This is a genomic window from Mesorhizobium sp. M0621 (assembly GCF_040320745.1).
Lineage (GTDB): Bacteria > Pseudomonadota > Alphaproteobacteria > Rhizobiales > Rhizobiaceae > Mesorhizobium.
Genome location: NZ_JAMYQF010000002.1, coordinates 1 through 23,293, shown reverse-complemented (window position 1 = coordinate 23,293; position 23,293 = coordinate 1). Strand labels below are relative to the sequence as shown.

At 63.0% G+C, this 23,293-nt stretch carries 17 protein-coding genes and 1 pseudogene; 16 read left to right on the top strand and 2 right to left on the bottom strand.

Features of this window, described 5'->3' with window-relative positions; genetic code table 11:
• Positions 1-80: 80 nt before the first annotated feature.
• A complete protein-coding gene (locus NKI38_RS01685; protein ID WP_352654263.1) occupies positions 81-1,433 on the bottom strand; it encodes an ABC transporter substrate-binding protein in 1,353 nt (450 codons plus the stop codon).
• A 153-nt stretch (positions 1,434-1,586) separates the two neighbouring features.
• A pseudogene (locus NKI38_RS01680) lies at positions 1,587-1,824 on the bottom strand (SDR family NAD(P)-dependent oxidoreductase); the annotation flags it as partial.
• Positions 1,825-2,071: 247 nt separating this feature from the next.
• On the opposite strand from NKI38_RS01680, the gene NKI38_RS01675 reads away from it, so the two are divergent.
• The 16 genes from NKI38_RS01675 (at position 2,072) to NKI38_RS01600 (ending at position 23,195) form a co-directional block, all read left to right on the top strand.
• Positions 2,072-3,481 (top strand): LLM class flavin-dependent oxidoreductase, encoded by a 1,410-nt coding sequence (locus NKI38_RS01675; protein ID WP_352654262.1) that lies wholly within the window; start codon positions 2,072-2,074, stop codon positions 3,479-3,481.
• On the top strand, positions 3,478-4,716 hold the full coding sequence (locus NKI38_RS01670) for an acyl-CoA dehydrogenase family protein (RefSeq protein WP_352654260.1): 1,239 nt from the start codon (positions 3,478-3,480) through the stop codon (positions 4,714-4,716). The genes NKI38_RS01675 and NKI38_RS01670 overlap by 4 nt, the downstream gene beginning before the upstream one ends.
• Before the next feature lie 8 nt (positions 4,717-4,724).
• Positions 4,725-6,149 carry an LLM class flavin-dependent oxidoreductase gene (locus NKI38_RS01665; RefSeq protein ID WP_352654258.1) on the top strand — a complete coding sequence of 475 codons (1,425 nt, stop codon included), beginning with the start codon at positions 4,725-4,727 and terminating at the stop codon, positions 6,147-6,149.
• Between the two features lie 70 nt (positions 6,150-6,219).
• A complete protein-coding gene (locus tag NKI38_RS01660) occupies positions 6,220-7,482 on the top strand; it encodes an acyl-CoA dehydrogenase family protein (RefSeq protein ID WP_352654256.1) in 1,263 nt (420 codons plus the stop codon).
• Positions 7,479-8,696, top strand: a complete 1,218-nt coding sequence (locus NKI38_RS01655; protein WP_352654254.1) for a GNAT family N-acetyltransferase — start codon at positions 7,479-7,481, stop codon at positions 8,694-8,696. The genes NKI38_RS01660 and NKI38_RS01655 overlap by 4 nt, the downstream gene beginning before the upstream one ends.
• A gap of 125 nt (positions 8,697-8,821) precedes the next feature.
• Entirely contained in the window at positions 8,822-10,579 is a 1,758-nt protein-coding gene (locus NKI38_RS01650; RefSeq protein ID WP_352654253.1) for an ABC transporter substrate-binding protein, read from the top strand.
• A 28-nt stretch (positions 10,580-10,607) separates the two neighbouring features.
• Positions 10,608-12,242: a dipeptide ABC transporter ATP-binding protein gene (locus NKI38_RS01645; RefSeq protein ID WP_352654251.1), complete on the top strand. Its 1,635-nt coding sequence runs from the start codon at positions 10,608-10,610 to the stop codon at positions 12,240-12,242.
• On the top strand, positions 12,235-13,200 hold the full coding sequence (locus tag NKI38_RS01640; RefSeq protein WP_352654249.1) for an ABC transporter permease: 966 nt from the start codon (positions 12,235-12,237) through the stop codon (positions 13,198-13,200). The genes NKI38_RS01645 and NKI38_RS01640 overlap by 8 nt, the downstream gene beginning before the upstream one ends.
• A gap of 4 nt (positions 13,201-13,204) precedes the next feature.
• Positions 13,205-14,197, top strand: coding sequence for an ABC transporter permease (locus NKI38_RS01635; protein WP_352654247.1), 993 nt, complete (start codon positions 13,205-13,207; stop codon positions 14,195-14,197).
• Positions 14,198-14,438: 241 nt separating this feature from the next.
• Entirely contained in the window at positions 14,439-16,016 is a 1,578-nt protein-coding gene (locus NKI38_RS01630; protein WP_352654245.1) for an ABC transporter substrate-binding protein, read from the top strand.
• A gap of 17 nt (positions 16,017-16,033) precedes the next feature.
• Positions 16,034-17,011, top strand: coding sequence for an ABC transporter permease (locus NKI38_RS01625; RefSeq protein ID WP_352654243.1), 978 nt, complete (start codon positions 16,034-16,036; stop codon positions 17,009-17,011).
• A 4-nt stretch (positions 17,012-17,015) separates the two neighbouring features.
• Positions 17,016-17,858 carry an ABC transporter permease gene (locus NKI38_RS01620; protein ID WP_352654240.1) on the top strand — a complete coding sequence of 281 codons (843 nt, stop codon included), beginning with the start codon at positions 17,016-17,018 and terminating at the stop codon, positions 17,856-17,858.
• Positions 17,855-19,492, top strand: a complete 1,638-nt coding sequence (locus tag NKI38_RS01615) for an ABC transporter ATP-binding protein (protein ID WP_352654238.1) — start codon at positions 17,855-17,857, stop codon at positions 19,490-19,492. Before NKI38_RS01620 ends, NKI38_RS01615 begins: the two co-directional genes overlap by 4 nt.
• 260 nt (positions 19,493-19,752) lie before the next feature.
• Positions 19,753-20,802, top strand: coding sequence for an isopenicillin N synthase family dioxygenase (locus tag NKI38_RS01610; RefSeq protein ID WP_352654236.1), 1,050 nt, complete (start codon positions 19,753-19,755; stop codon positions 20,800-20,802).
• 14 nt (positions 20,803-20,816) lie between these two features.
• On the top strand, positions 20,817-22,142 hold the full coding sequence (locus tag NKI38_RS01605; RefSeq protein ID WP_352654234.1) for an O-acetylhomoserine aminocarboxypropyltransferase/cysteine synthase family protein: 1,326 nt from the start codon (positions 20,817-20,819) through the stop codon (positions 22,140-22,142).
• Between the two features lie 33 nt (positions 22,143-22,175).
• Positions 22,176-23,195, top strand: a complete 1,020-nt coding sequence (locus tag NKI38_RS01600; protein WP_352654232.1) for an isopenicillin N synthase family dioxygenase — start codon at positions 22,176-22,178, stop codon at positions 23,193-23,195.
• Positions 23,196-23,293: the final 98 nt, after the last annotated feature.

The window sequence follows — 23,293 nt, the reverse complement described above, 5'->3', positions numbered from 1 at the left end:
ATGAGGCTGCCCGACGCGGGCAGCTTCATTTTCTTGCCTGGCGCATCAGCTTCGCTGGATGCGCGCCCGCTTGCAGGGGCTTATTTGGGCGGCCAGCTGCCCTGGGCCTTCAGGTCGTCGAAGGTGGTCTGGATCGATGCGGCGGCGTCTTCGGGCGTGGTCGTGCCACCGACGATGCCGGCGATTGCCGAAGCCGTGGCGGTCGCGACTTCCGACGGCCAGATCCAGTCGAGGAACTTGATCGTGTTCGGGAAGGCTTGCTTGCGCAGTTCGACGGCATAGGCATCGTCGACCTGCGGCACGCCCTTGATCGAGGCCGCGATCGGCTGTTCCGGCGCGAGATAGAGCTTCGCGACCTCGGGCCTTGTCAGATATTCGATGAACTTGACCGCGGCATCGAGCTTTTCGGGCGGGATCGAAGAGGCGACGCACATGCCGTTGTCGGCACCGCCGCCATGGCCCGGCGCGCCCGGCGTTCCGTCCATCTTCGGAAAGGCGAAGACGCCCCATTTGAAGTCCTTGACGCTCGACTGGAGCGACGGGATTTCCCAGGTGCCGCCATAATACATGGCGCTCTTGCCGGCGGCGAAGGCCGCACGCATGCCGTCCTGGTCGACAGAGAGCGAATCCTTGGAAAGGATGCCGTCATCGACCCATTGCTTGATCAGCTTGAACCCTTCGACATCAGGGGCATCGGTGAATTTCGCCGTGCCTTCAAGGTTCTTCTGCGTCTTGCCGACCGGGTCGCCCGAGGCCTGCGAAAAGGTTTCGAAGTACCACATCGGCCACATGACGGTGTTCGAGCCCTGATGCAGGAGAGGGATCACGCCCGCGGCCTTGAACTTCGGCACGGCCGCCTTCAGGTTGTCATAGGTCGGCGGGACGGGGATGCCGAGCTTCTGAAAGAGATCGACATTGTAGAAGATCGTCGATGTCGAAAGCGTCGAAACCGGCACGCCGTAGACCTGCCCGCTGACCGTGAAGGCGCCAAGCGCCGCGGCGTCGATCCTGTCCTGGAACGGCTTGATCTTGTCGGTAATCGGCATCACCAGTTTGCGCCTGACATAGGCCCCATTTGTGTAGAAGGCCGGGCAGGCGATCAGATCCATTTCCTGGTTTGCCAGCTTGGCGGTCATCACGCGCTGAATGGAATCGGTCTGTGGTCCCTGGGCATCCCACTCGACCGCGGCGACATCGGGATTGGCCTTGAGGAAGCCGTCGATAACCTGCTGCTGGATCTTCTTCTGCTCGTCCGGCGGTTGACGCGGCGCGAGTTCGTCGAGCGCCGAGCCACCGAAAATCTTGAGCGTGATCCCGTCGGCGTGGCCGATGCCGGGCAGTGTGATCAGGCCGAGGCTTAAAAGTGCGGTGGCAAGGATGGGGGCGGCGGGACGTTGTTTCGGACGATGGGTCACTCTCTGCTGAAGGGGCATCTGGCTCTCCTTTACGCCAATGCCGAGGGGCAACCTCGGGACCAAGATCGTTGATGGTCATATGATCTTGGTCGCCTGTTGATGTTTTTGTCAATCGGCAGGAGTGCCTATTATTTCATCGATCTCGTTGGCCTTGAAAATGGCTTGAGGTACCTCGACATCGGCATCCGTGACGTTCTCACCACGCGCGGACTTCTCCAGGATCGGGGTGTGGATCGAGCCCGGGCTGACGGAATTGACGCGGATGCCGGCGCGCGCATGGTCGAGGGCCAGAGCGCACGTCAGCGTGTGGATGACGCCCCTAGTTGTGGCATAGGCGGCGACGTTCTGCTGGCAGGCAAAAGCCCTGCACCGAAGCCACGTTGACGATGGCGCCGCCGCCCCTGCGCGATGATCGCCGCACCGCCTGCAGCGAGGCGTCTAGCGGTTGCGAGGCCAATCCCGGTTGTCCCCCATTACCAAGGCCATCGTCGTCTCGACATGGCGGCTTCGACGCCGTCCAGTAAGGCCATCGAGTAATGGATTGTCACAAACGCCGCGATCTTTAGGAAAAATCTCCACGCGCGATCGTCCGAAGTACACTAAATCCATAGACAAAGATTAGTCGCCATGTGGCGCGCGTTTGTCTGGGTTGTCATATGGCAAAATCTCCCATCATTCTCAACGGCTTCACCATGAACGCCGTCTCCCATGTCGCCTACGGACTTTGGCGTCATCCGGCCGACCAGGCGTATCGCCACGCCGAACTCGACTACTGGATCGAGCTTGCCAGGGCGCTGGAGGAGGGCGGCTTCGACTGCTTGTTCATCGCCGATGCACTGGGTCACCTCGACGTCTATGGCGGTGGATACGATGCCTCGCTGGCAAAAGGCGTTCAGTCTCCGGTCAACGATCCGCTGTTGCTGGTCTCAGCCCTTGCCGGCGCGACAGACCGGTTGGGTTTTGGCGTCACCGTTTCGACGACCTACGAAAAGCCGTATCTGCTGGCACGCAAATTCACCACGCTCGATCACCTGACCAAGGGGCGTATCGCCTGGAACGTCGTCACCTCGCAGCTCGACAGCGCCGCGCGCAATCTCGGCCTCGACAAGCAGGTGGCGCATGATGAGCGCTACGAGATCGCCGACGAATTCATGGAGGTCGCCTACAAGCTCTGGCAGGGCTCCTGGGAAGACGGAGCGCTGGTGCGCGATCGCGGCAGCGCGGCCAACCCGGACGGTCTCTATACCGATCCGGCAAAAGTCCATTCGATCGGTCATTCCGGACGCTATTTCAACGTGCCGGGCCCGCATCTTTCGGAGCCGAGTTCGCAAAGGGTTCCGGTGCTGTTCCAGGCCGGCGGCTCGCCACGCGGCCAGCGCTTTGCCGCCCGGCATGCGGAGGTGGTGTTCGTCGCCGGCGCCGACGTCGACGGCATCAGGCGCAATGTTGCACAGGTAAAGCAGCTCGCCCGCGACGAGGGCAGGGCTCCCGGCAGCATCAAGTTCATATCCGCGGTCTCTGTGATCACGGACGAGACCGATTCGGCCGCGGCCGCCAAGCTCGCCGACTACAGATCGTACTACGATGTCGAAGGCGCCCTGGTGCACTATTCGGCGACGACGGGCATCGACTTTTCCAGGCACGATCTCGACCAGCCCATCCGTTACACCGAAACCGATTCCAACCGTTCGCTGCTGCGCATGTTCGACGACCCGTCATCGGGTCGCAAGTGGACCCTGCGCCAGGCGTTTTCGCCGGAGGGTGGTTTCGGGCGCGGCAAGTCCTTTGTCGGCGGCCCGAAGACCGTCGCCGACGAGCTGGAACAATGGCTGGAAGCGACCGATACCGACGGCATCAACCTGACACATGTGGTCAGCCCCGGCAGCTTCATCGACTTCTCTGCCCACGTCGTTCCCGAGCTGCGGAAGCGCGGACGAATTCGCGAGGATGTCGGTCCCTCGCTGCGGTCCAGGCTCTTCGGGCGCGACAGCCGTGTGCCCGCCGATCACCCCGCGGCACAACATGCGTCCTCGCAGGTCCGCCGGCCGGAGGCGTTGGCATCATGACGATCCACGCCGCCGTTCAGCGCGAGCAGCGCGGTGATTTTCAGGGCTGGGCCGAGCGCGCCGAGGAGGTCGCGCGCGAACTCAAGCGCACCGCCGCCGCGCGCGATCTGGCCGGCGCCGCACCGCATGCCGAGATAGACCTTTTGCGTCTGGCCGGCCTGCTGACGATCTATATCCCGAAGCGATTTGGCGGCGGTGGCGCGACGCCGGCCGAAGTGCTCAGGATCGTCCGCATCCTGGCAAAGGGCGATACATCGATAGCCCAGATCGCCATCTACCATCTGTTCGGCACGGCGATTGGTCTGGACGGCAACAACAAGACCTTGATCGAAAAACGGCTGGACGGTTTTCTCTCAAAGGGCTGGTTTCACGCCGGCATCGCTCAAGCCGCGTATGAGCCGCTTGTCAAGGCAAGGCAGGTGGACGGCGGCTTCGTGCTCGATGGCGCCAAGCCTTTCACCAGTGGTGCGCAGGTGGCCGATACGCTGCAGGTCTGGGTACGCTTTGCCAAGGGCACGCGGATTTCAGGCATCGATGCCAGCCGTCATATCGGCCAGTTCATCGTCGCAAATCCGACGCCCGGCCTCAGCTTCGGCAATGACTGGGACAATATCGGCCAGAGGCTGACGGTCAGCGGCAGCGCGACGCTCGAAAATGTCGCCGCATCCGCTGACGATCTGGTCGGGCATTGGCCGGAAGATACGGTTCATCCGCCGCATGCCACGCTGCACGTGCCGATCGTCCATGCGGCCTTCGGCGAACTCTATCTCGGCACCGCCCTTGCCGCTCTGGAAGACGCCAGGGATTACATCACCCAGCGCGGCAGGCCATGGTTGTCCTCGCCGGCGAAGAAAGCTTCCGAGGACACGCTGGTCGTCGAGCGCTTCGGCCGGCTTTCGATCGCGCTGGCTTCCGCGGAGGCACTCGCGGATGCGGCTGGCGAAGCCGTGCAGCGCGCCTTCGAGCGCGGCAGGGATCTCACCGCGGAAGAACGCGGCCGCACTGCTGCCATCGCCTATCAGTCGAAGGTGCATTCGACCGAGGTCGCCCTGGAAGTGACGTCGCGGATATTCGAGCTGACCGGCGCCCGCTCCACCGCCCGCTCGTTCGGCTTCGACCGCTACTGGCGCAATGTCCGCACCCACAGCCTGCATGATCCCGTGCACTACAAGGTGCTGGAAGTCGGTGACTTCGCGCTCAACGGCCGTGTGCCGCCGCCAACCTACTATTCGTGAGCCGAGCCATGACAAATTCCACCAGCGAGGCGGTCAAGCCTCTCATCCTCAACGGCTTCGGCATGACCGTGGTCGGCCATGTGTCGGCGGGCCTCTGGCGTCATCCGAGCGATCGCGCCAACACGTACACCAGCCTCGAATACTGGACCTCGCTGGCCAAGCTTCTCGACGACGGCGGCTTCGACGCGCTGTTCCTCGCCGACGCGCTTGGCCACCTCGATGTCTTCCGGGGTACGCCGGATGCGTCGCTGCGTACCGCCGCCCAGTCGCCGGTGAACGACCCGCTGCTGCTGGTCTCGGCAATGGCCGCGGCCACCAGGCATCTTGGGTTCGGCATCACCGTGTCGACGACCTATGAACAGCCCTATCTTCTCGCCCGCAAGTTCACCACGCTCGATCATCTGACCAAGGGCCGCATCGCCTGGAATGTCGTCACTTCGGTTCTCGAATCGGCGGCGAAGAATCTCGGCCTGGAACGCCAGATCGATCATGACGAGCGCTACGACCTCGCGCAGGAATTCCTCGATGTGACCTACAAGCTCTGGGAAGGGTCGTGGGAGGATGGGGCGGTCGTGCACGATCGCGAGAAGGGGCTCTATACCGATCCCACAAAAGTCCATCCGATCGGCCATCGCGGCAAATATTTCTCCGTGCCCGGCGCGCATCTGGCGCAGCCCAGTCCGCAGCGCACGCCGCTTCTGTTCCAGGCCGGAACCTCGCCGCGCGGGCGCGAATTCGCCGCCCGCAACGGCGAGGTGGTGTTCCTCGGCGGCACCAGCACGGCATCCATCCGCCGCTCGATCGAGGCGATCCGTGCGCGCGCCGTCGAACTTGGACGAGCACCGGACGCGATAAAGTTCATCACGGCCGTTACCGTCATCACCGGCGCCACGGACGAGGAAGCCGAGGCCAAGCACAAGGACTATCTCTCCTACACCAGCGTCGAAGCCGCACTGGCGCTGTTTTCGGCATGGACCGGTGTCGACTGGTCGCAATATCCGCTCGACCATCCACTCGAATATATCGAGACCAATGCCGGCCGCTCAGCGCTCGCCAATCTGACGCGGATCGATGCCGACCGGCGTTGGACCGTGGCCGGGATCGCCGACTATATCGGGCTCGGCGGCATCCATCCCAAGCTGGTCGGCTCGCCACAAAAGGTCGCTGACGAACTCGAGCGCATCGCCGATGAATCCGGTGTCGACGGCTTCAATCTCGCCTATGTCGTCAGCCCGGGCACATTCGAGGATTTCATCGAATTCGTGGTGCCGGAACTGCGGCGGCGCGGCCGCATCCGCGAACGGGGCGCACCCGGCACAACGATCCGCGAGCGTTTCCAGGGCGAGGGACAGCGCCTGCTGCGCGACGACCATCCGGGAGCAGCTGCGCGCAACCGCTCGAGTTGGGGTGCAACAGCCGAGGCGGCCGAGTGAGCGGGCTGCTCGCAGTCTGAAGCATGTCTGGCCTTTGGTGGCCGCGACAATGGAGCATGACGAGAAGACAATGTCGGACATTCAGATCTATCCCGGCCTCAGCGACACCGAATTCGAGACCTGGGCCGAGAAAGCCCGCGACGTGGCGCGGCAACTCGCGGCAACGGCGCTCGAACGCGACCGGGCAAACAAGGACCCGGTGGAAGAACTGGCGCTGCTGCGCGACAGTGGCCTGCTTGGTCTCGCGGCACCGCGCGAATTCGGCGGCGCCGGCGCAAACCTTGTCCAGGCGCTCAAGATCAGCCGCATCATCGCCGCCGCCGATGGCTCGATCGGGCAGCTGATCGCCTATCACTATTCCAACGGCGTCTGGACCTACATTCTGGGCACGCGCCAGCAGTGGGAAAAGACGGCACGCGGCGTCGGTTCACAAGGCTGGTTCCAGGGCGGCGTCAGCAACCCGCGCGACCAGTGGAACGAGATCGAGCACGTCGGCGGCCGCCGCTTCCTGAACGGCAAGCGCACCTTCGCCACCGGCGCGTCGGTGGCGCAAATCATCACCGTCAGCCTGTGGGACAACGGCAAACGCGCCCACTACCAGATCCCGCCGACGCGCAAGGGTATCAGCTTCGGTTCCGACTGGGACAATCTCGGCCAGAGGCTAACGGCGAGCGGCAGCGTCACTTTCGACCGTGTCGAGGTCTTCGAGGACGAGCTGCTCAGCGCCCTCGACGACTATCAGGGCGATGTCGAGTTGCGCGACGGCCTGCGCGTCCTGTTCAGCCAGCTCATCTTCATCAATTTCTATCTCGGCATCGCCGAGGGCGCCCTTGCCGCCGCCGCCGATCATGTCCGCCGCTTTGGCCGGCCTTGGCCGGAGTCCGGGCTGGAACGAGCCATCGACGATCCCTACCATCTGGTGCTGTTCGGCCGGCTCTCCGCAGGCGTAGCGGCGGGCATCGCGATAGCCGACAAGGCCGCTGCGCTCTACGAGGCGGCACTGCATGCCGGCTCATCAGTCACCGGGCAACAATGGGGCGAACTCGCAACGATCATCGACCAGGGCAAGATCGTCGCCAACGACGTCGTGCTCGACGTGACGGCACGCATCTTCGAGGCGACGGGTGCGCGCTCGACGGCCAACAAATATGGCCTCGACATCTATTGGCGCAACGCGCGCACCCACACCGTCCACGATCCGGTCTCCTACCGGGCACGCGAGGTCGGCACATATCTGCTGGCCGAAACGCTGCCCAAGCCGCGCACCTACGCGCAGCCGCCGCAGCCGGAAGCGCACAAGCCTGAAGTCGTGCCCACGCGGAAGGCGTCATGATATCGGATGTGCGCCTTCTGACCGGGAAGGCCGAACTCGCGCAGGCCGCGCGCACCTTCCGCACGGCCATGGTCGGCCTGCCGTCGCTCGGCCCGATCGACGACACCCTGATCGACAGACTGTTCGAGCCGGATCGCACCTGGGGCGCCTTTGACGGTGAGACGCTCGTCGGCACCACCGACTCCTATTCGGGACGGATCGCGGTTCCCGGCGGCGCCTGGCTGCCGCAGGCCGCTGTCACCCATGTCGGCGTGCTGCCCACCCATACGCGGCGTGGCGCCGCCACGGCGATGTTCAAGGCGCAGCTTCGCGCCGCGCGCGAACAGGGTGAGGCAGCGGCCACCTTGCGGGCCTCCGATGCGCGCATCTACGGCAATTTCGGCTATGCGATCGCCAACACGTCCGTCAGCTTCGAGGTCGACACGCAGCGCGCGCGTCTGCGGGTAGGCCTGATGTCCAGGGACCAGGTTCGGCTGATCGATAGTGACGATGCCTGGGCAGTACAGGCGCGCATCTATGCAGGCCAGTCGGCTCCGCGCGCAGGCGTCATCACGCGCTCGTCCTATTGGTGGGATTTCCAGGCGTTGCGGCAGGCCAACAGCGGCGCGCCGGCCTATGTCGCCATTCACGGCGAGAAAGGCTCGGAAACCGGGTTCGTGCGCTATCACCCTGTCCGCCTCGACAGCTGGTTCACCAGCTCGGAACGCACCATCGTGGTCGACGATATCGTGGCCTACAGTCCGGCCGCCTATATCGCGCTGGTCGCGCATCTGCTGGCGGTCGACCTGCCGCATCGCATCGTCTTCTGGAGCCGTCCCGCGGACGATCTGCTGCCATGGCTGTTCGAGGATTTTCGGAGCGTCCGCGTATCGGCTGTGCGCGACGAAACATGGCTGCGGCTCCTGGACGTGGAAAAGGCCCTGACCGCTAGAACCTATGCCGGACGGGACAGCGTCGTGCTGGAAGTCTCCGACGCCATCCTGCCCGAGAACACGACCCGGTTGCGCCTCTCGCCAGAGGGGGCCGAGCGCACCAATCTGTCCGCCGCCGTGGTGACCGATGTGGCTACGGTTTCGGCGGCCTATCTCGGCGGCGTGAAATGGTGGCAGCTCGCACAGACGGGGCGCCTCGATGCCTTCGACAGCGCCGCGGTCGAAACGCTCGACACGCTGTTCACGACACCGGTCTTGCCGCATTCCGGAACAATGTTTTGACAGGTGGTGCTAATATAAAATGCAATTTGAAAGCTGCATTGAAAAATAGACAATTTTATCTCTAAATTATAATCACTTACTGTAATGGTGGTAAAAAGAATTTCTTTGTAAACTGGAGAGAAGTAATGGCAACAAAAATTGCGCGCAATCTATTCAAGGGTGTTGCCGCTGGCCTGATGGTATTTTCTGCACTTGGTGCCTCCACACAGGCGGAAGATCTGAAGCCTGGTGGGGTTCTGCGGATTGCTTCGATCCAGTCCGACCTCGATGCGTTCGATCCGCTTACCGGCTACAGCATCGATTCCTGGGAAATCCTGCGCGCGACGACGCGTCAGCTGGTGACCTATCCGGGCTCACCCGCCGGCCTCAAGGAGGACACCACACTCGTACCGGATCTCGCCAAGTCCTGGGACATCAGCGACGACGGCAAGGTCTACACTTTCCATCTAAAGGACGACGTTTTCTTCTCGGGCTCGACCGAACGCAAGATCGTCGCCGGCGATTTCGTCTATGGCGTCAAGCGCTTCTGCGATCCCAACAAGCAGGTCGCCGCCATCAACTATTTCAACCTCGTGATCTCCGGCTTCGTCGACTATTGCAAGGAATTCGCGAAAGTGCCGACGGGAGATCTTGCGGCGACGAAGGCTTTCACCGACACGCATGAGATTGCCGGTGTCTCGGCTCCCGATGAGCACACGCTGGTCATCAAGTCGGACACCAAGAACTACGATTTCCTCAACATCCTTTCGATGAACTTCGTGTCGCCGGTGGCGCCGGAGATCGCGTCCAAATATTTCCCGGACTCGCTGGAGTCGCGCAAGAACCTGCCGTCCAGCGGCCCTTACTATGTCGACACCTACGAGCAGGGTCAGAAGCTGGTCCTAAAGAAGGCAAAGAATTTCAAGCCGGGGTCCGACCAGGCGCGCAAGGCCTATGCCGATGAGATCGATATCGACTTCACCGCCAACAGCGAGGACAGCGTCGTCCAGAAGATCATCGCCGGCGAGGCCGATCTGTCGCTTTATCTCGATATCCCGCCCATCCCGACGATCCAGCGCTTCCTGTCGCAGAAGAGCCCCAACATCCATGTGACGAACAGTGGATCGGCGAACTTCATCACCTTCAACCAGCGACCGGAGGTCAAGAGCGACGGAGCCGAGGCGCTGCGCAAACTGAAGGTCCGGCAGGCGCTGACCTATGCGGTGAACCGCGAGCATCTGGCGCAGACCCAAGCCGGTTCGATCGGCGCTGTGCCGCTCACCCAGATCATCACCTCCACCATCCTCGGTTTCGAGAAGTTCGATCCGTACCCGACCGAGAGCTACAGGGGCGATCCGGCCAAGGCCAAGCAATTGCTTGCCGAGGCGGGCTATCCGAATGGCATTGCCTTTGACGCCATCTATCGTGGCAACGCACAGTTCGAAGCCATCGCGGTGACCGCGAAGGAGGATCTGGAGGCGGCGGGCATCACGCTCAACCTGATCCCGATCCCGCCGACGCAATGGTACGCCTTCATCCAGGATCCGAAGAGCCGTTGGGATCTTTCCCTGGGCGGCACCTTCTCTCCCGACTGGCAGGGACCGAGCACGCGCATGCTGCTCGGCGGCTGGCTGAACTCGGACGCGGCGCCCTGCGGCACCGGCAATGTCCACGCCATCTGCTACAGCAATCCGGAGCTCAACAAGTTCGCGGCGCAGGCTTATCCGTCCGACGATCCGGGGCCGATCTGGACGAAGGCCGACCAACTGGTCTCGGCCGACCTGCCGTGGATCCCTTTGTTCGAGAAGCGCAAGGTCGTGGTCACCTCCGATCGTCTCGCCAACTGGGTGTGGTCGTCGCTGGCGGTCAATGCCGACATCACCAACATCGCTCTCAAGCAGTAGCAAGGCCGGACCGGTAAAGGAGGCGCGCGTGGCCATCTTCTCTGTCGCCGATCTGCGCGTCGCGTTCGGCGGCGTGGACGTGGTGCATGGCGTCTCGTTCTCCGTCGAGCCGGGCAGGACGCTCGCCATCGTCGGTGAATCGGGCTCGGGCAAGAGCGTGTCGCTGCTCGGCGCCACCGGCCTTCTGCCACCGGCCGCGGGCGTCCTCGGCAGCGTCCTGCACAAGGGTGATGAGATACTGGGCCTCGGCGCCGGCGACCTGCGCAGGCGGCGAGGCGCCGACATCGGCTTCATCTTCCAGGATCCGCTCAGCAACCTTCATCCACTGAAGACCATCGGCCAGCAGATCGCCGAAGCGATCACCGCCCACCGCAGGGTGGGACGCGGGGAATTGCGTCAGCGCGTTCTAGATCTTCTGGCCGATGTCGGCATCCTCGATCCTTCGGCCCGTGTGAACGACTATCCCAGGCAGTTCTCCGGCGGCATGCGCCAGCGTGTGATGATCGCCGCGGCGATCGCGCTCAATCCCGGCCTCATCATCGCCGACGAACCGACAACGGCGCTCGACGTGACCGTGCAGGCGTCGATCCTCGATCTGCTGAAGCGAATTCAGCAGGACCATGGCACGGCAATGATCTTCGTCAGCCACGATCTGGCCGTCGTTTCGGACATTGCCGACGATGTCCTGGTGATGCGTGCGGGACATGTGGTGGAGCAGGCGCCGGCCGAGCTGATCTACCGGGCACCGCGCCAGGCGTATACCAGGGAGCTGCTCGGCGCAGCGCGGCTTGGCGGACTGGCTGCCCGCGTGGCTCGGCCATCCTTGCCTGTGGCGCCCGACCTGCTTTCCGTCGCGGCAGTCGCGCGTTCCTTCGCAGGCCGCTCCGCTGCGGGCGCTCTGATCAGGCCAGTCCTTAAGGATATCTCGTTCAGCATCCGCGAGAACGAGATTGTCGGCCTCGTCGGCGAATCCGGTTCCGGCAAGTCGACGATCGGCCGGCTGGTCGCCGGCCTCGACCAGCCGGACGAAGGCAGCATCTCGTTGCGTGAGCGTAGCTATTCCCGTCCGGGTGCCGGCGGCGTCGCTTTCGACCGGCAATTGCGGTCGGACATACAGGTCATCTTCCAAGACCCCTATGCAAGCCTCAACCCGCGGCGGCGCATCCGGTCCATTCTGGCGGAACCCTTCATTATCGGCACCAGACTGGACGCGGTGGCGATCCGCAGGCGCGTCGAAGACCTGGTGCGCGACGTTGAGCTTCCCGACGACGTGCTGGACCGTTTCCCGGCCCAGCTTTCAGGTGGCCAGCGGCAGCGCGTCGCCATCGCGCGCGCCATTGCGCTCGAACCGTCGCTGATCGTCGCCGACGAGCCGGTATCGGCACTCGACATCACGACACAGGCGAAGATCATCACATTGCTGCAGACCATTCGCCGGCAGCGAGGCCTGTCGCTGCTGTTCATCTCGCACGATCTGGGTGTCGTGTCGGAACTGTGCGACCGCGTCATCGTGCTGGAGAAGGGCGTCATCGTGGAAGCCGGCGAGACAGCCCGTGTCTTCGGCGCTCCCCGGCACCCCTACACAATCCGGCTGATAGACGCGATCCCCGGCAAGGCTTTGCAGCGCAACCCGGTTCCCGAGCGGATCGCCGCGCATGCCTGAGATCCGTGCCCTGGCGTCCGTCCAGGATCATGTCCTGCTAGGACATGGCGAGGTCGTGAAATCATACAGGTCGCTGCTTCTCCATGCACTGCTGCGCGAGCGTTCCTTCCGCATTGGCGCGCTGATCATAGGCTTTGTCACCGCCGGTGCGCTGCTGGCGCCCGTGGTCGCATGGCTGTTGGGGCACGGGGTGACCGAGCAGTTCCGCGATACCGCATTGACCGAGATGGGGCTGCCGACCGGCCCCACGCTCGAATTTCCACTTGGCGCCGACGGCAATGGCCGCGATGTGCTGGTGAGGACGCTCTACGGCGCGCGCGTATCGCTGGCCATCGCCATCCCGGCGACCACGCTTGCCATGATCATCGGCACCGCCATCGGCCTCGTCAGCGGATTTCTTGCCGGCCGTGTCGACCGCATCATTTCGCAGGCCGTGGACGTCGCTTTGTCCTTCCCGTTCATCGTCACCGCGCTCAGCCTCCTGTCGCTCAACCGGGGCACCGACGGCAAGCCGCTGGTTGCGCCCTCGTTGGTGGTCGTCCTGATCATAACCCTGTTCTCCTGGACGTATTTCTCCCGCCTGACGCGTGGCCTTGTGCTTGTCTTGCGCCACAGCGCGTTGGTGGAGGCCGCGCAGACTATCGGCGCCTCGAAGACCAGGATCATCGTGCGCGAAATCCTGCCCAACATCGCGCCGGTGATCCTGGTCTACTGGGCGGTGCAACTGCCGACCAACATCATTGCCGAAGCGACGCTCTCCTTCCTCGGCGTCGGCGTGCAGGCGCCGCAGCCGAGTTGGGGCAACATGATCGCCGAGGCGCAGCGCTCTTCCCTCTACCAGTTGCAGCCCTGGTTCCTGCTCGGTCCCGGCATCGCCCTGTTTCTGACCGTGGCTGGATTCAACACGCTGAGCGCCGGCCTGCGCAACGTCCTCGATCCCCATCGCCGCAGCGGGTGACGCGATGATCCGGCATACAGGCGGGCTGATCTTCAGAGCGCTTTCGACGCTCCTCATCGTGCTGGTGACCGCGTTCTTCATCACCCGCATAGCCTATCGCAATCCGGCCGCCATGCTGGCGCCGCGCAACGCCAGCCAGCAGGCGATCGATGCCATAGCGCACGCGCTGCGGCTCAACGAGCCATGGTATCTGCAGCTGTGGTACTATCTCTACCGCGGCCCTGATATCCAGGGCGCGCCGATGGGGCTTGCTCACTGGCCGCCGGCGCTGGGCTACTCCTTCCGCAAGCAGACACCGGTGACCGATCTCATCCTGTCCAAGGTGCCAGTGACGCTATCGCTCGCCCTTGGTGCAGTCGTCATCTGGATGACGTTTTCGATCCTGCTTGGCGTGATTGCCGCGCGCCGGCAAGGCTCCTGGCTGGACAGGCTGATATCGGGCTTCGCCTATGTAAGCCTGTCGGTGCCGACGTTCCTCTCCGGCATCCTGATTTCCTACTTCCTGTTCTTCCAGCTCTCCAACTATGGGGTCTTCTGGTTTCCAAGCAGCGGTTACGTTCCGCTGACGGAAAATCCATTCGAATGGGCCCGCCATCTGGCGCTGCCGTGGTTGACGTTGGCGCTTGCCGAGATCGGCATTTTCCAGCAGCTGGTTCGCGCCAGCATGCTCGAGATCCTTGGCGAGGACTACATAAGGACCGCGCGCGCCAAGGGTGTTCCGGAATGGCGGGTCTACTACGATCATGCGTTGAAGGCCGCCCTCAATCCGGTGATCACGCTCGGCGGTCTGGAACTCGCCGTCATCATGGGCGGTGCGATCGTCACCGAGACGATCTTCGGGCTGGATGGCGTCGGCCGGCTGGCCATCAACTCGGCACTTGAAGGCGATTTTCCGGTCGTCATCGGCACGACGGTCTTCGCCGCGGTATCGTTCGTGTTCTCTACGTTCGCCGTCGATATCATAACCAGATGGCGCGACCCGGCGGGCCTGTCGTGACCGCCCGCCATCAGGCAATTCGCTCTCATTTCAGCACGGATATTGGGAAAAATATTCGCTCTGCCCGATATCGGTGAAGCGCGTTCCCTTATCATAATCCCCTTTGTCTATAATCTTAGTGCACAAACTGGCGCCGCAGTTCGCTAGAGGCAGGTCAGGCGCGCCATCCTGCGGAACCACACTATCCCGCGGGGCGACATCTCAGGCCCCGCGATCAATCATTCTACAAGGTGGATTCACGATGATCTCCCGCCTGTTGCGAACCATCATGCTGTCCCTGGCAGTCACGCTCCTGACGCTGACCGGACTTGCGGCACAGGAGGCAGGCGGGACGCTCAACCTGATCGTCCAGCCCGAGCCGCCGACGGTCAATGTCGGCGTCAACCGCCTCGGCCCGACGACCTATGTCGGCAACAAGATCTATGAGAGCCTGTTGACCTATTCGCCCGATCTGAAGCCGCTGCCGCGTCTGGCGCAAAGCTGGTCGATTTCCGATGACGGCCTGGTCTACACCTTCAACCTGCGCCATGACGTCAAATGGCACGACGGCCAGCCGTTCACGGCCAAGGACGTGGTGTTCAGCTTCCAGAAATTTCTGCCCGCACTTCAGGCCCGCTCGCGGCTCAATCTGGCGGAGGTGAAGGATATCGCCACGCCGGACGACTACACCGTGGTGTTCACGCTCAAGGCGCCGTACCCGGCCTTCATCTATGTGCACAACACCGCCGTGCTGCCGGCCCACCTCTATGAAGGGGTGACGGACTTTCGCACTGCCGAGGCAAACAGCAAATTCATCGGCACCGGCCCGTTCAAATTCGCGGAGTGGAAGAAGGGCTCGTTTATCCACCTTGTCCGCAACCCCGACTATTGGGACGCCGGCAAGCCCCATCTGAATGACATCTTCTTCCATGTCATCCCTGACGCCAACAGCCGCGCCGTCGCCTTCGAAACCGGCCAGGTGGATGTGCTGCGCGCGGGCGACGTCGAGAATTTCGACATCACGCGGTTGGCCGGGCTCGATGGCGTGCAACTGACCGAAGCAGGCTGGGAATTTCTTCAACCGGTCGGCTACATCCACCTCAACAATCGCCACAAGCCCCTCGATGATGCGCGTGTGCGCCAGGCGATCGCGCATGCGATCGATCGCCAGTTCATCATCGACACGATCTTTGGCGGATTCGGCCACGAGACCAACGGTCCGCTGTCGCGCCTGTCGCGGTTCAAGGACTCATCGGTCGAAACGAAATATGAATTCGATCCGGCCAAGGCAAATGCCATCCTCGACGAGGTTGGCCTGAAACCCGACGGTAACGGTGTGCGTTTCGAACTGCAGTTCGTTCCTCTGCCCTATGGCGAGCTGTGGCAGCGCGAGGCGGAATATATCCGGGAGGCGCTGTCGCCTGTCGGCATCAAGGTCAACATCGTGGCAACCGATGTGCCGGGCTGGTTCAAGCGGCTCACCACCTTCGACTATGATCTTGCCGAGAACTTTGTCTACACCACGCCCGACCCGGCGATCGGCATCAGCTACGCCTATACCACGCTCGAAGGCGACAATGCGGGCACGACCGGCGGCAACGTGCATGGCTATTCCAACCCGGCCGTCGACAAGCTTCTTGCCGATGCCGCGCATGAGAATGATTTCGACAAGCGCAAGACGCTCTATTCGCAAGCCCAGAAGATCATTTCCGTCGACGTACCGCTCATCTGGACGCACGACATCGTCTTTCCGACGCTTTACCGAACCAAGGTCCGCAACCTGATCACCACCGGTCTCGGCACCGACGAGAATTTCGCCGATGTCTGGCTGGCGAAATAGCCGCGGAGCCGGATGAGATGGGTCGTCTTGGCTTCCTGACGGGACGGGCTGCCCGCGCGGTTCTCATTCTGTTTGGCGTTATCGTCCTCAACTTCGTACTGCTTCGGCTGGCACCCGGAGATGCGGCATCGGTACTGGCCGGAGATCAGGGCGCGGCCGACCCGGCCTTTGTCGAGGAACTGCGCCATGACCTCGGGCTCGATCGTTCTGTTCCCGAGCAATTGTGGATCTACACCAAGTCGCTGGCGCGTCTCGACTTCGGCCAGTCCTATCGGGACCAGCGTCCTGTCATTGACATCATCGCCGAACGTCTGCCGGCGACACTGCTGCTGACATTGACGGCATTTGGTTTTGCGCTGGCGGCCGGCATTACGCTCGGGTCGATCGCCGCCCGGCACGCCGGCAGTCTGCTCGACACCGTGCTCACCGGCATTTCGGTGATGTTCTTTGCCATGCCGCTGTTCTGGACCGGCCTGATGGCGATCCTGCTGTTTTCGGTCTGGCTGAACTGGCTGCCATCCTACGGCATGCAGACGGTGGGCGAGGGCGGGTCGGATCTCTCCCTTGTCGCGGATGTCGCCGTTCATCTCATTCTTCCGGCGCTGACGCTCGGCCTGTTCTACATGGCCATCTACATGCGCGTGACGCGCGCCTCGGTGCTCGACGTGCTCGATCGCGATTTCGTCCGCACCGCCAGGGCCAAGGGTCTGAAACCGGGTCTGATCTGGCGCCAGCATGTTCTGAGGAACGCGCTGCTGCCGATCATCACCTTCGCCTCCTTGCAGGCCGGCCAACTGATCGGCGGGTCGATCCTGATCGAGACGGTGTTCGCCTGGCCAGGCGTCGGGCGTCTCGCCTTCGATGCCCTCATGCAGCGCGACTACAACCTCCTGCTGGCGATCTTCTTCATCACCTCGGCAATCGTCGTCGTCATCAATCTAGTCGCGGATTTTCTCTACGTTGCCGCCGATCCGCGCATCGAACTGGGGGCTTGAGGCCATGGCCCTTCTGCGAAACTCGTTCCTCAGGCATCCGGGCGCCGTCGCCGGCGCGCTGATCCTGATCGCGATCCTGCTGATGGCGATCTTCGCCGGTGTTCTCTTTCCCGGCGATCCCTGGCGCATGGTTGCGCGCCCGAACCTGCCGCCCTTCAGCCCGGGTCATCTGTTCGGCACCGACATGCTCGGCCGTGATCTTGCCGCCGGCATCGCCCACGGGGCACAGGTCACGCTGCTGATCGCTTTGGCGGTGACGCTGCTCGCCGTCGCCTTCGGCACGGCGATAGGTGCTGTCGCCGGCTATTTTGGCGGCTGGGTCGACGACGTCGCCATGCGGTTCACCGAGTTCTTCCAGACCATCCCGAGTTTCCTGCTCACGGTCGTCATCGTGGCGATCGTCGCGCCTTCGTTGACCTCGATCATCCTGGCCATCGCAATCGTCAGCTGGCCGCAGATCGCACGGCTGGTCCGGGCCGAGGTGCTCAGCCTCGTGAACCAGGACTTCGTGCCGGCGGCACGGGTTGGCGGGCTGTCGACAGCCCGCATCATCTGCGGGCACATCCTTCCCAACGTGCTGTCGCCGGTGATCGTTGCCGCTTCGCTGATGACGGCGACGGTCATCCTGATCGAGTCCGGTATCAGCTTCCTTGGTCTGGGCAATCGCGAGTTCGTCTCCTGGGGTTATCTGCTCGGCACCGGCAGGACCGCCTTTCGCGTCAACTGGTGGCTGTCGACCATTCCGGGCCTGGCGATTTTCCTCACCGTACTTTCCCTGAACCTTGTCGGCGACGGCCTGAACCATTGGCTCAATCCTAGAAACAGCATTCGTGGCGGGCGCGCATGAGTGCCCTAGTCGAGATCGACGGCCTCTCCATTGCCTTGCCGGTCGATGCCGATCGGGCAATGGCCGTAGAAGGCGTGTCGCTGCGCATCGACCGTGGCGAAGTGCTCTGCCTGGTCGGCGAATCCGGATCCGGCAAATCCGTGCTGGCAGCTGCCATTGCCGGTCTGTTGCCGGCAAAGCAACTTCAGGTCGCCGCTGGCGCGATCCGTTTTGACGGCCGCGACATTGCCGGGATCAGCGAGGCCTCGTTCCGCCTGCTGCGCGGCAAGCGCATAGGCTTTGTCTTCCAGGAACCGATGAGTGCGCTCAATCCGGTGCTGACCATCGGGCGCCAGATCGAGGAAGCGCTCGCCGCGCATGACGGTGGTGACCGCAGGGCGCGCGCCGCTCGCGTGCTGGAGCTGGCGCGGGCAACCAGGCTTCCGGATCCCGAGACGATCATCCGCCGCTACCCGCACCAGCTTTCGGGCGGGCAGCGGCAACGGGTGATGATCGCCATGGCGATCGCCAACGACCCGGACCTGCTGATAGCCGATGAGCCAACCACCGCGCTCGACGTCACGACCCAGGCTGAAATCCTGCGGCTGATCCTTGAAATCCGCGAAAGGCTCGGCCTCGCGATCCTGTTCATTACGCATGATTTCGGAGTGGTCGCCGACATTGCCGACCGTGTCGTGGTGATGAAAGAGGGGCGGGTGGTTGAGGCCGGCCGGGCGCATGATGTCCTCGAAGCGCCGTCGCAGCCTTACACACGCCGTCTGATCGAAGCCGTTCCGGTTCTGCATGCCAATGCAACGGACAGACAGGATGCAGGGGATCCGTTTCTCGTGGTCCGCGGGCTGACCAAGACCTATCGCGATCGCCGCGCGCCATGGCGGCGGCAAATATCCGCCACCAGGGCACTCGACGGCGTCAGCCTGGCGATCGGGCGAGGCGAGACGGTCGCCTTGGTCGGTGAATCCGGTTCGGGCAAGACGACGCTCGGCCAATGCGTCGTGGGGCTGGCCGACTGGGATGAAGGCAGCCTGCGCTTTGACGGGCGTGATCTCGCCGGGACGACACGCGAACGGACTTTGCGTCCGCGTATCCAGATGGTGTTTCAGGATCCCTTCGCCTCCCTCAATCCTCGCCATCGCGTCCGCCGCATCCTGACCGAAGCCGCGATCGTCAACGGCCTTTCGCGCGAGGGAGCCGAGGAGCGCATGTCCCGTCTTCTTGTCCGAGTCGGACTTGATCCCAGTGCGGCCGGTCGATTTCCGCACGCTTTCTCGGGAGGCCAAAGGCAGCGCATCGGTCTGGCGCGAGCACTCATGCTCGAGCCCGATCTGCTCGTCGCCGACGAGCCGGTCTCGGCCTTGGATGTCTCGATACAAGCGCAGATCCTCGACCTTCTGGCGGAAATCAAACGCGACCTCGGCCTGTCGATGCTGTTCATCACGCACGACCTGCGTGTCGCCTCGGCGATCGCCGACCGCATCGTTGTCATGCAGAACGGCAAGATCGTCGAGGATGGACCGGCGAAGCAGGTTTTGACGCGACCCCAATCCGACTACGCGCGTGCGTTGCTGGCGGCGGTCCCAGGTCTGTCCTGGGAGCGCAGCCGCGAGCAGGTCAACCGGGCGGCGGCGGAATAGAGGTGCTTTGCGATCGGTGCGGCGAACGAGGAAGGTGTCGCGCCGTGGTTAGTGTTGTCTCATGGCTAAGGGATAGTCGAAGGAAACCAAGCAGACGCATCGTGCAGAGAATAGCCGCCAAAAATATTATTTTCCGTAAAAGTGATAATATGCAGCGCCGACTTTCTTTCATGCGCCCTCAGATTGGATCATCCGTTGCTTTGATCGGGACGCACGGCGTGTCACCTTAAACGCGCTATCCATATCCAGAGTGCTTGACAATGGTTGATTCTACTTCTCCTCGCCAATTGCCCATTCTGGATTTCTCCCGCTTTGACGGCGGGTCTGCTTCACGGCATTCCTTTCTGGAGGATCTGCGGTCGATCGCCCGCGACGTCGGTTTTTTCTACCTGACAGGGCATGGGATCGCCCAGTCGCAGATCGATGATGTGCTGCGCGTTTCCAGGCAATTCTTTGGGCTTCCCGAGGCTGCCAAGCTCGAAATCGAAATGGTCAACTCGCCACATTTTCGCGGCTATAACCGTGTCGGCCAGGAACGGACCAAGGGTCAGCGCAACTGGCGTGAGCAGGTCGATATAGGCTCCGAGGCGCCGGCCTTCCCTCTCGATCCAAAGCTGCCTGTCTGGACCCGGCTGGAGGGTCCAAACCAATGGCCGAACGCTCTGCCGGAGCTGCAGCCAGTGCTGCTCAACTGGCAATCGGAGCTCACCGACCTGTCGACCAGGCTGCTGCAGGCCTTTGCCATCGCGCTCGAGCAGGACAAGGACATCTTTGCCTCGATCTATCGCGGTACGCCCAATCACCTCATCAAGATCATCCGCTATCCGGGCCGCGATGCGACCGAGAGCGAGCAAGGCGTCGGCGCGCATAAGGACAGCGGTTTTCTGACCTTGCTGCTGCAAGAGAAGCAAAAGGGACTGGAGGTTGAAACCGAGAGCGGCTGGATCGACGCAGAGCCGCGCCCGGGCACGTTCGTCGTCAATATCGGCGAACTCCTCGAAATGGCGACGGACGGCTATCTGAAGGCGACGGTTCACCGCGTCGTCACGCCGCCGGCCGGTGCCGATCGGCTCTCGGTGGCATTCTTCCTGGGCGCGCCGTTCGATGCCGAGGTGCCCTTGCTGGAACTCGCTCCTCATCTGAAAGCGCAAGCCGGCGGCATCACGCGCGATCCGCAAAATCCGCTGTTCCGCAATTCCGGGCAGAACGCCCTGAAGAGCCGGCTGCGTTCACATCCCGATGTCGCCCAACGCCATCATGCCGACCTCCTCGCGGCCCAGGGCCGCGCCGAACTCATTCCCATCGCTTGAACGGAGAATTGACGATGACGCTCGAGAACCTTGCACCCGAAACGCTGGCCCTGCATGGCGGCACATACCGTTCCGACCCAGCGACAGGCGCGGTCGCGGTGCCGATTTACCAGACGACGTCGTACCAGTTCCGGGACACGGATCATGCCGACAAGCTGTTCTCGCTCGATGAGGACGGACACATCTACACGCGTGTGTCCAACCCGACACAGGACGCCTTCGAGCAGCGCATAGCGGCGATCGAAGGCGGTGTCGCGGCGCTGGCCGTTTCGTCCGGACAGGCTGCTTCCGCCTATTCGGTTCTCAACCTCGCCGGCGCCGGCGACAACATTGTCTCATCGACCGATCTCTATGGCGGGACCTGGGCACTGTTTGCCGCAACGCTGAAGCATGTCGGCGTCGAGGTTCGGTTCGTCGATCCGTCCGATCCAGAGAATTTCCGTCGCGCCACCGACGCCCGGACACGCGCCTACTACGCGGAATCGCTGCCCAATCCCAAGCTGCATGTCTTCCCGATCAAGGAAGTCGCCGACATCGGCCGGTCGCTCGGCGTGCCGCTCATCGTCGACAACACGGCAGCGCCGCTGATCCTGCGGCCGTTCGACCATGGCGCTGCCGTCGTCGTCTACTCCGCCACCAAATATATCGGCGGCCACGGCACGACGATCGGCGGCCTCATCATCGACGGTGGCAATTTTCCCTGGGAAGAGCATGCCGAGCGCTTTCCCACGCTCAACCAGTCGGATCCGAGCTACCATGGCAAGATCTGGGTGGAAGCGGTCAAGCCGCTCGGACCCGTCGCCTACATCGTGCGCATCAGGACCGTGCTGTTGCGCGATATCGGCGCCGCGATCAGCCCCTTCAGCGCGTTCCAGCTGCTGCAGGGGCTGGAGACGCTGCCGCTCCGCATTCGCCAGCATAGCGAGAATGCGATCAAGGTGGCGGAGTATCTGAAGGCCCACCCGAAAGTCTCGAACGTCATCTTCCCGCGCTACCAGTCGGGTGAAGAGAAACGGCGGGCCGACCACTATCTGCGAAACGGCAGCTTTGGCGCCTTGGTCGGTTTCGAGCTGAAGGATGGCCGCGAGGCGGGGCGCAGCTTCATCAATGGGCTGAAGCTGCTGTATCACGTTGCCAATATCGGCGACGCAAGATCGTTGGCAATCCACCCTTCGACCACGACGCATTCCCAGCTTTCACCCGAGGACCAACTCGCGACCGGCGTGACGCCCGGCTATGTCCGTTTGTCGATCGGCATCGAGCATCCCGACGACATCATCCGTGATCTCGACCAGGCGCTCGATCAGGCGGAGGGCGAGAGAGAATTGAAAGCTGCTTAGATCCACCAGGCAGAGAAATGAAGGAAACTGACCATGCCCAGAATTGTGCCGGTGCTCGATCTGAGCCGTCTCGAACAAGGGGCCTCCGAATATCGTACCTTTCTCCTGGACCTGCGTACGGCGGCCCGGGATGTCGGCTTCTTCTACCTCAGCGGCCACGGAATCTCCGCCTCGGAGATCGATGACGTGCTCGATGCCTCGCGCCGATTCTTCGCGTTGCCCGAGGCCGACAAGCTGGCGATCGAAATGGTCAAATCCCAGCAGTTTCGCGGCTACACCCGCGCCGGTGGCGAACTGACCAAGGGCGCGGCCGACTGGCGTGAGCAGCTCGACATCGGCGTCGAGCGCCAGCCCATAGCGCAAGGGCCGGGAGTCGCGCCCTGGACGCGGCTGCAAGGGCCGAACCAATGGCCCCAGGCATTGCCGGAACTCAAGCCGGCGCTGCTGGCGTGGCAGACCAAGGCGACGGCAGTGGCGATCCGCTTGCTGAAGGCCTTCGCGCTGTCGCTCGATCAGCCCGAGGACGCCTTCGACGCGATCTACCGCGACTCGCCCAACCATCGCATGAAGATCGTGCGCTATCCCGGCCGTGACGCGACCGGAGGCGACCAGGGCGTCGGCGCGCACAAGGATGGCGGCTTCCTGACCCTGCTGCTGCAGGACGACAACAAGGGGCTGCAGGTCGATTATGACGGAAGCTGGGTGAATGTCGACCCGATCCCCGGAACGCTGGTCGTCAACATCGGCGAACTGCTCGAACTGGCATCGAATGGCTACCTGCGCGCCACCGTGCACCGCGTCGTGACGCCGCCTGCCGGCGTCGAGCGGATCTCCGTTCCCTTCTTTTTCAGCGCGCGGCTCGATGCGACCATCCCGCTTCTCAGCCTTTCCGAGGAACTGGCGGCGCAGGCGCGCGGACCGGCAAGCGATCCCGACAACCCATTGTTTCGCGATGTCGGGACCAATGTGCTCAAAAGCCGGCTGCGTTCACACCCCGACGTGGCGCGCCGCCACTATGCCGATCTGCTCGAGACCGGAGCCGCGGGCTCGTAACGGGGTCGTGTCCCATCAGGTGGTGTAGCTCGGCGGTAGCGAAGCCGCTCACGAGCGCGCCGTTAGTAGCGCTGTAGCGAGTGAGCGGCGTGTCGGTG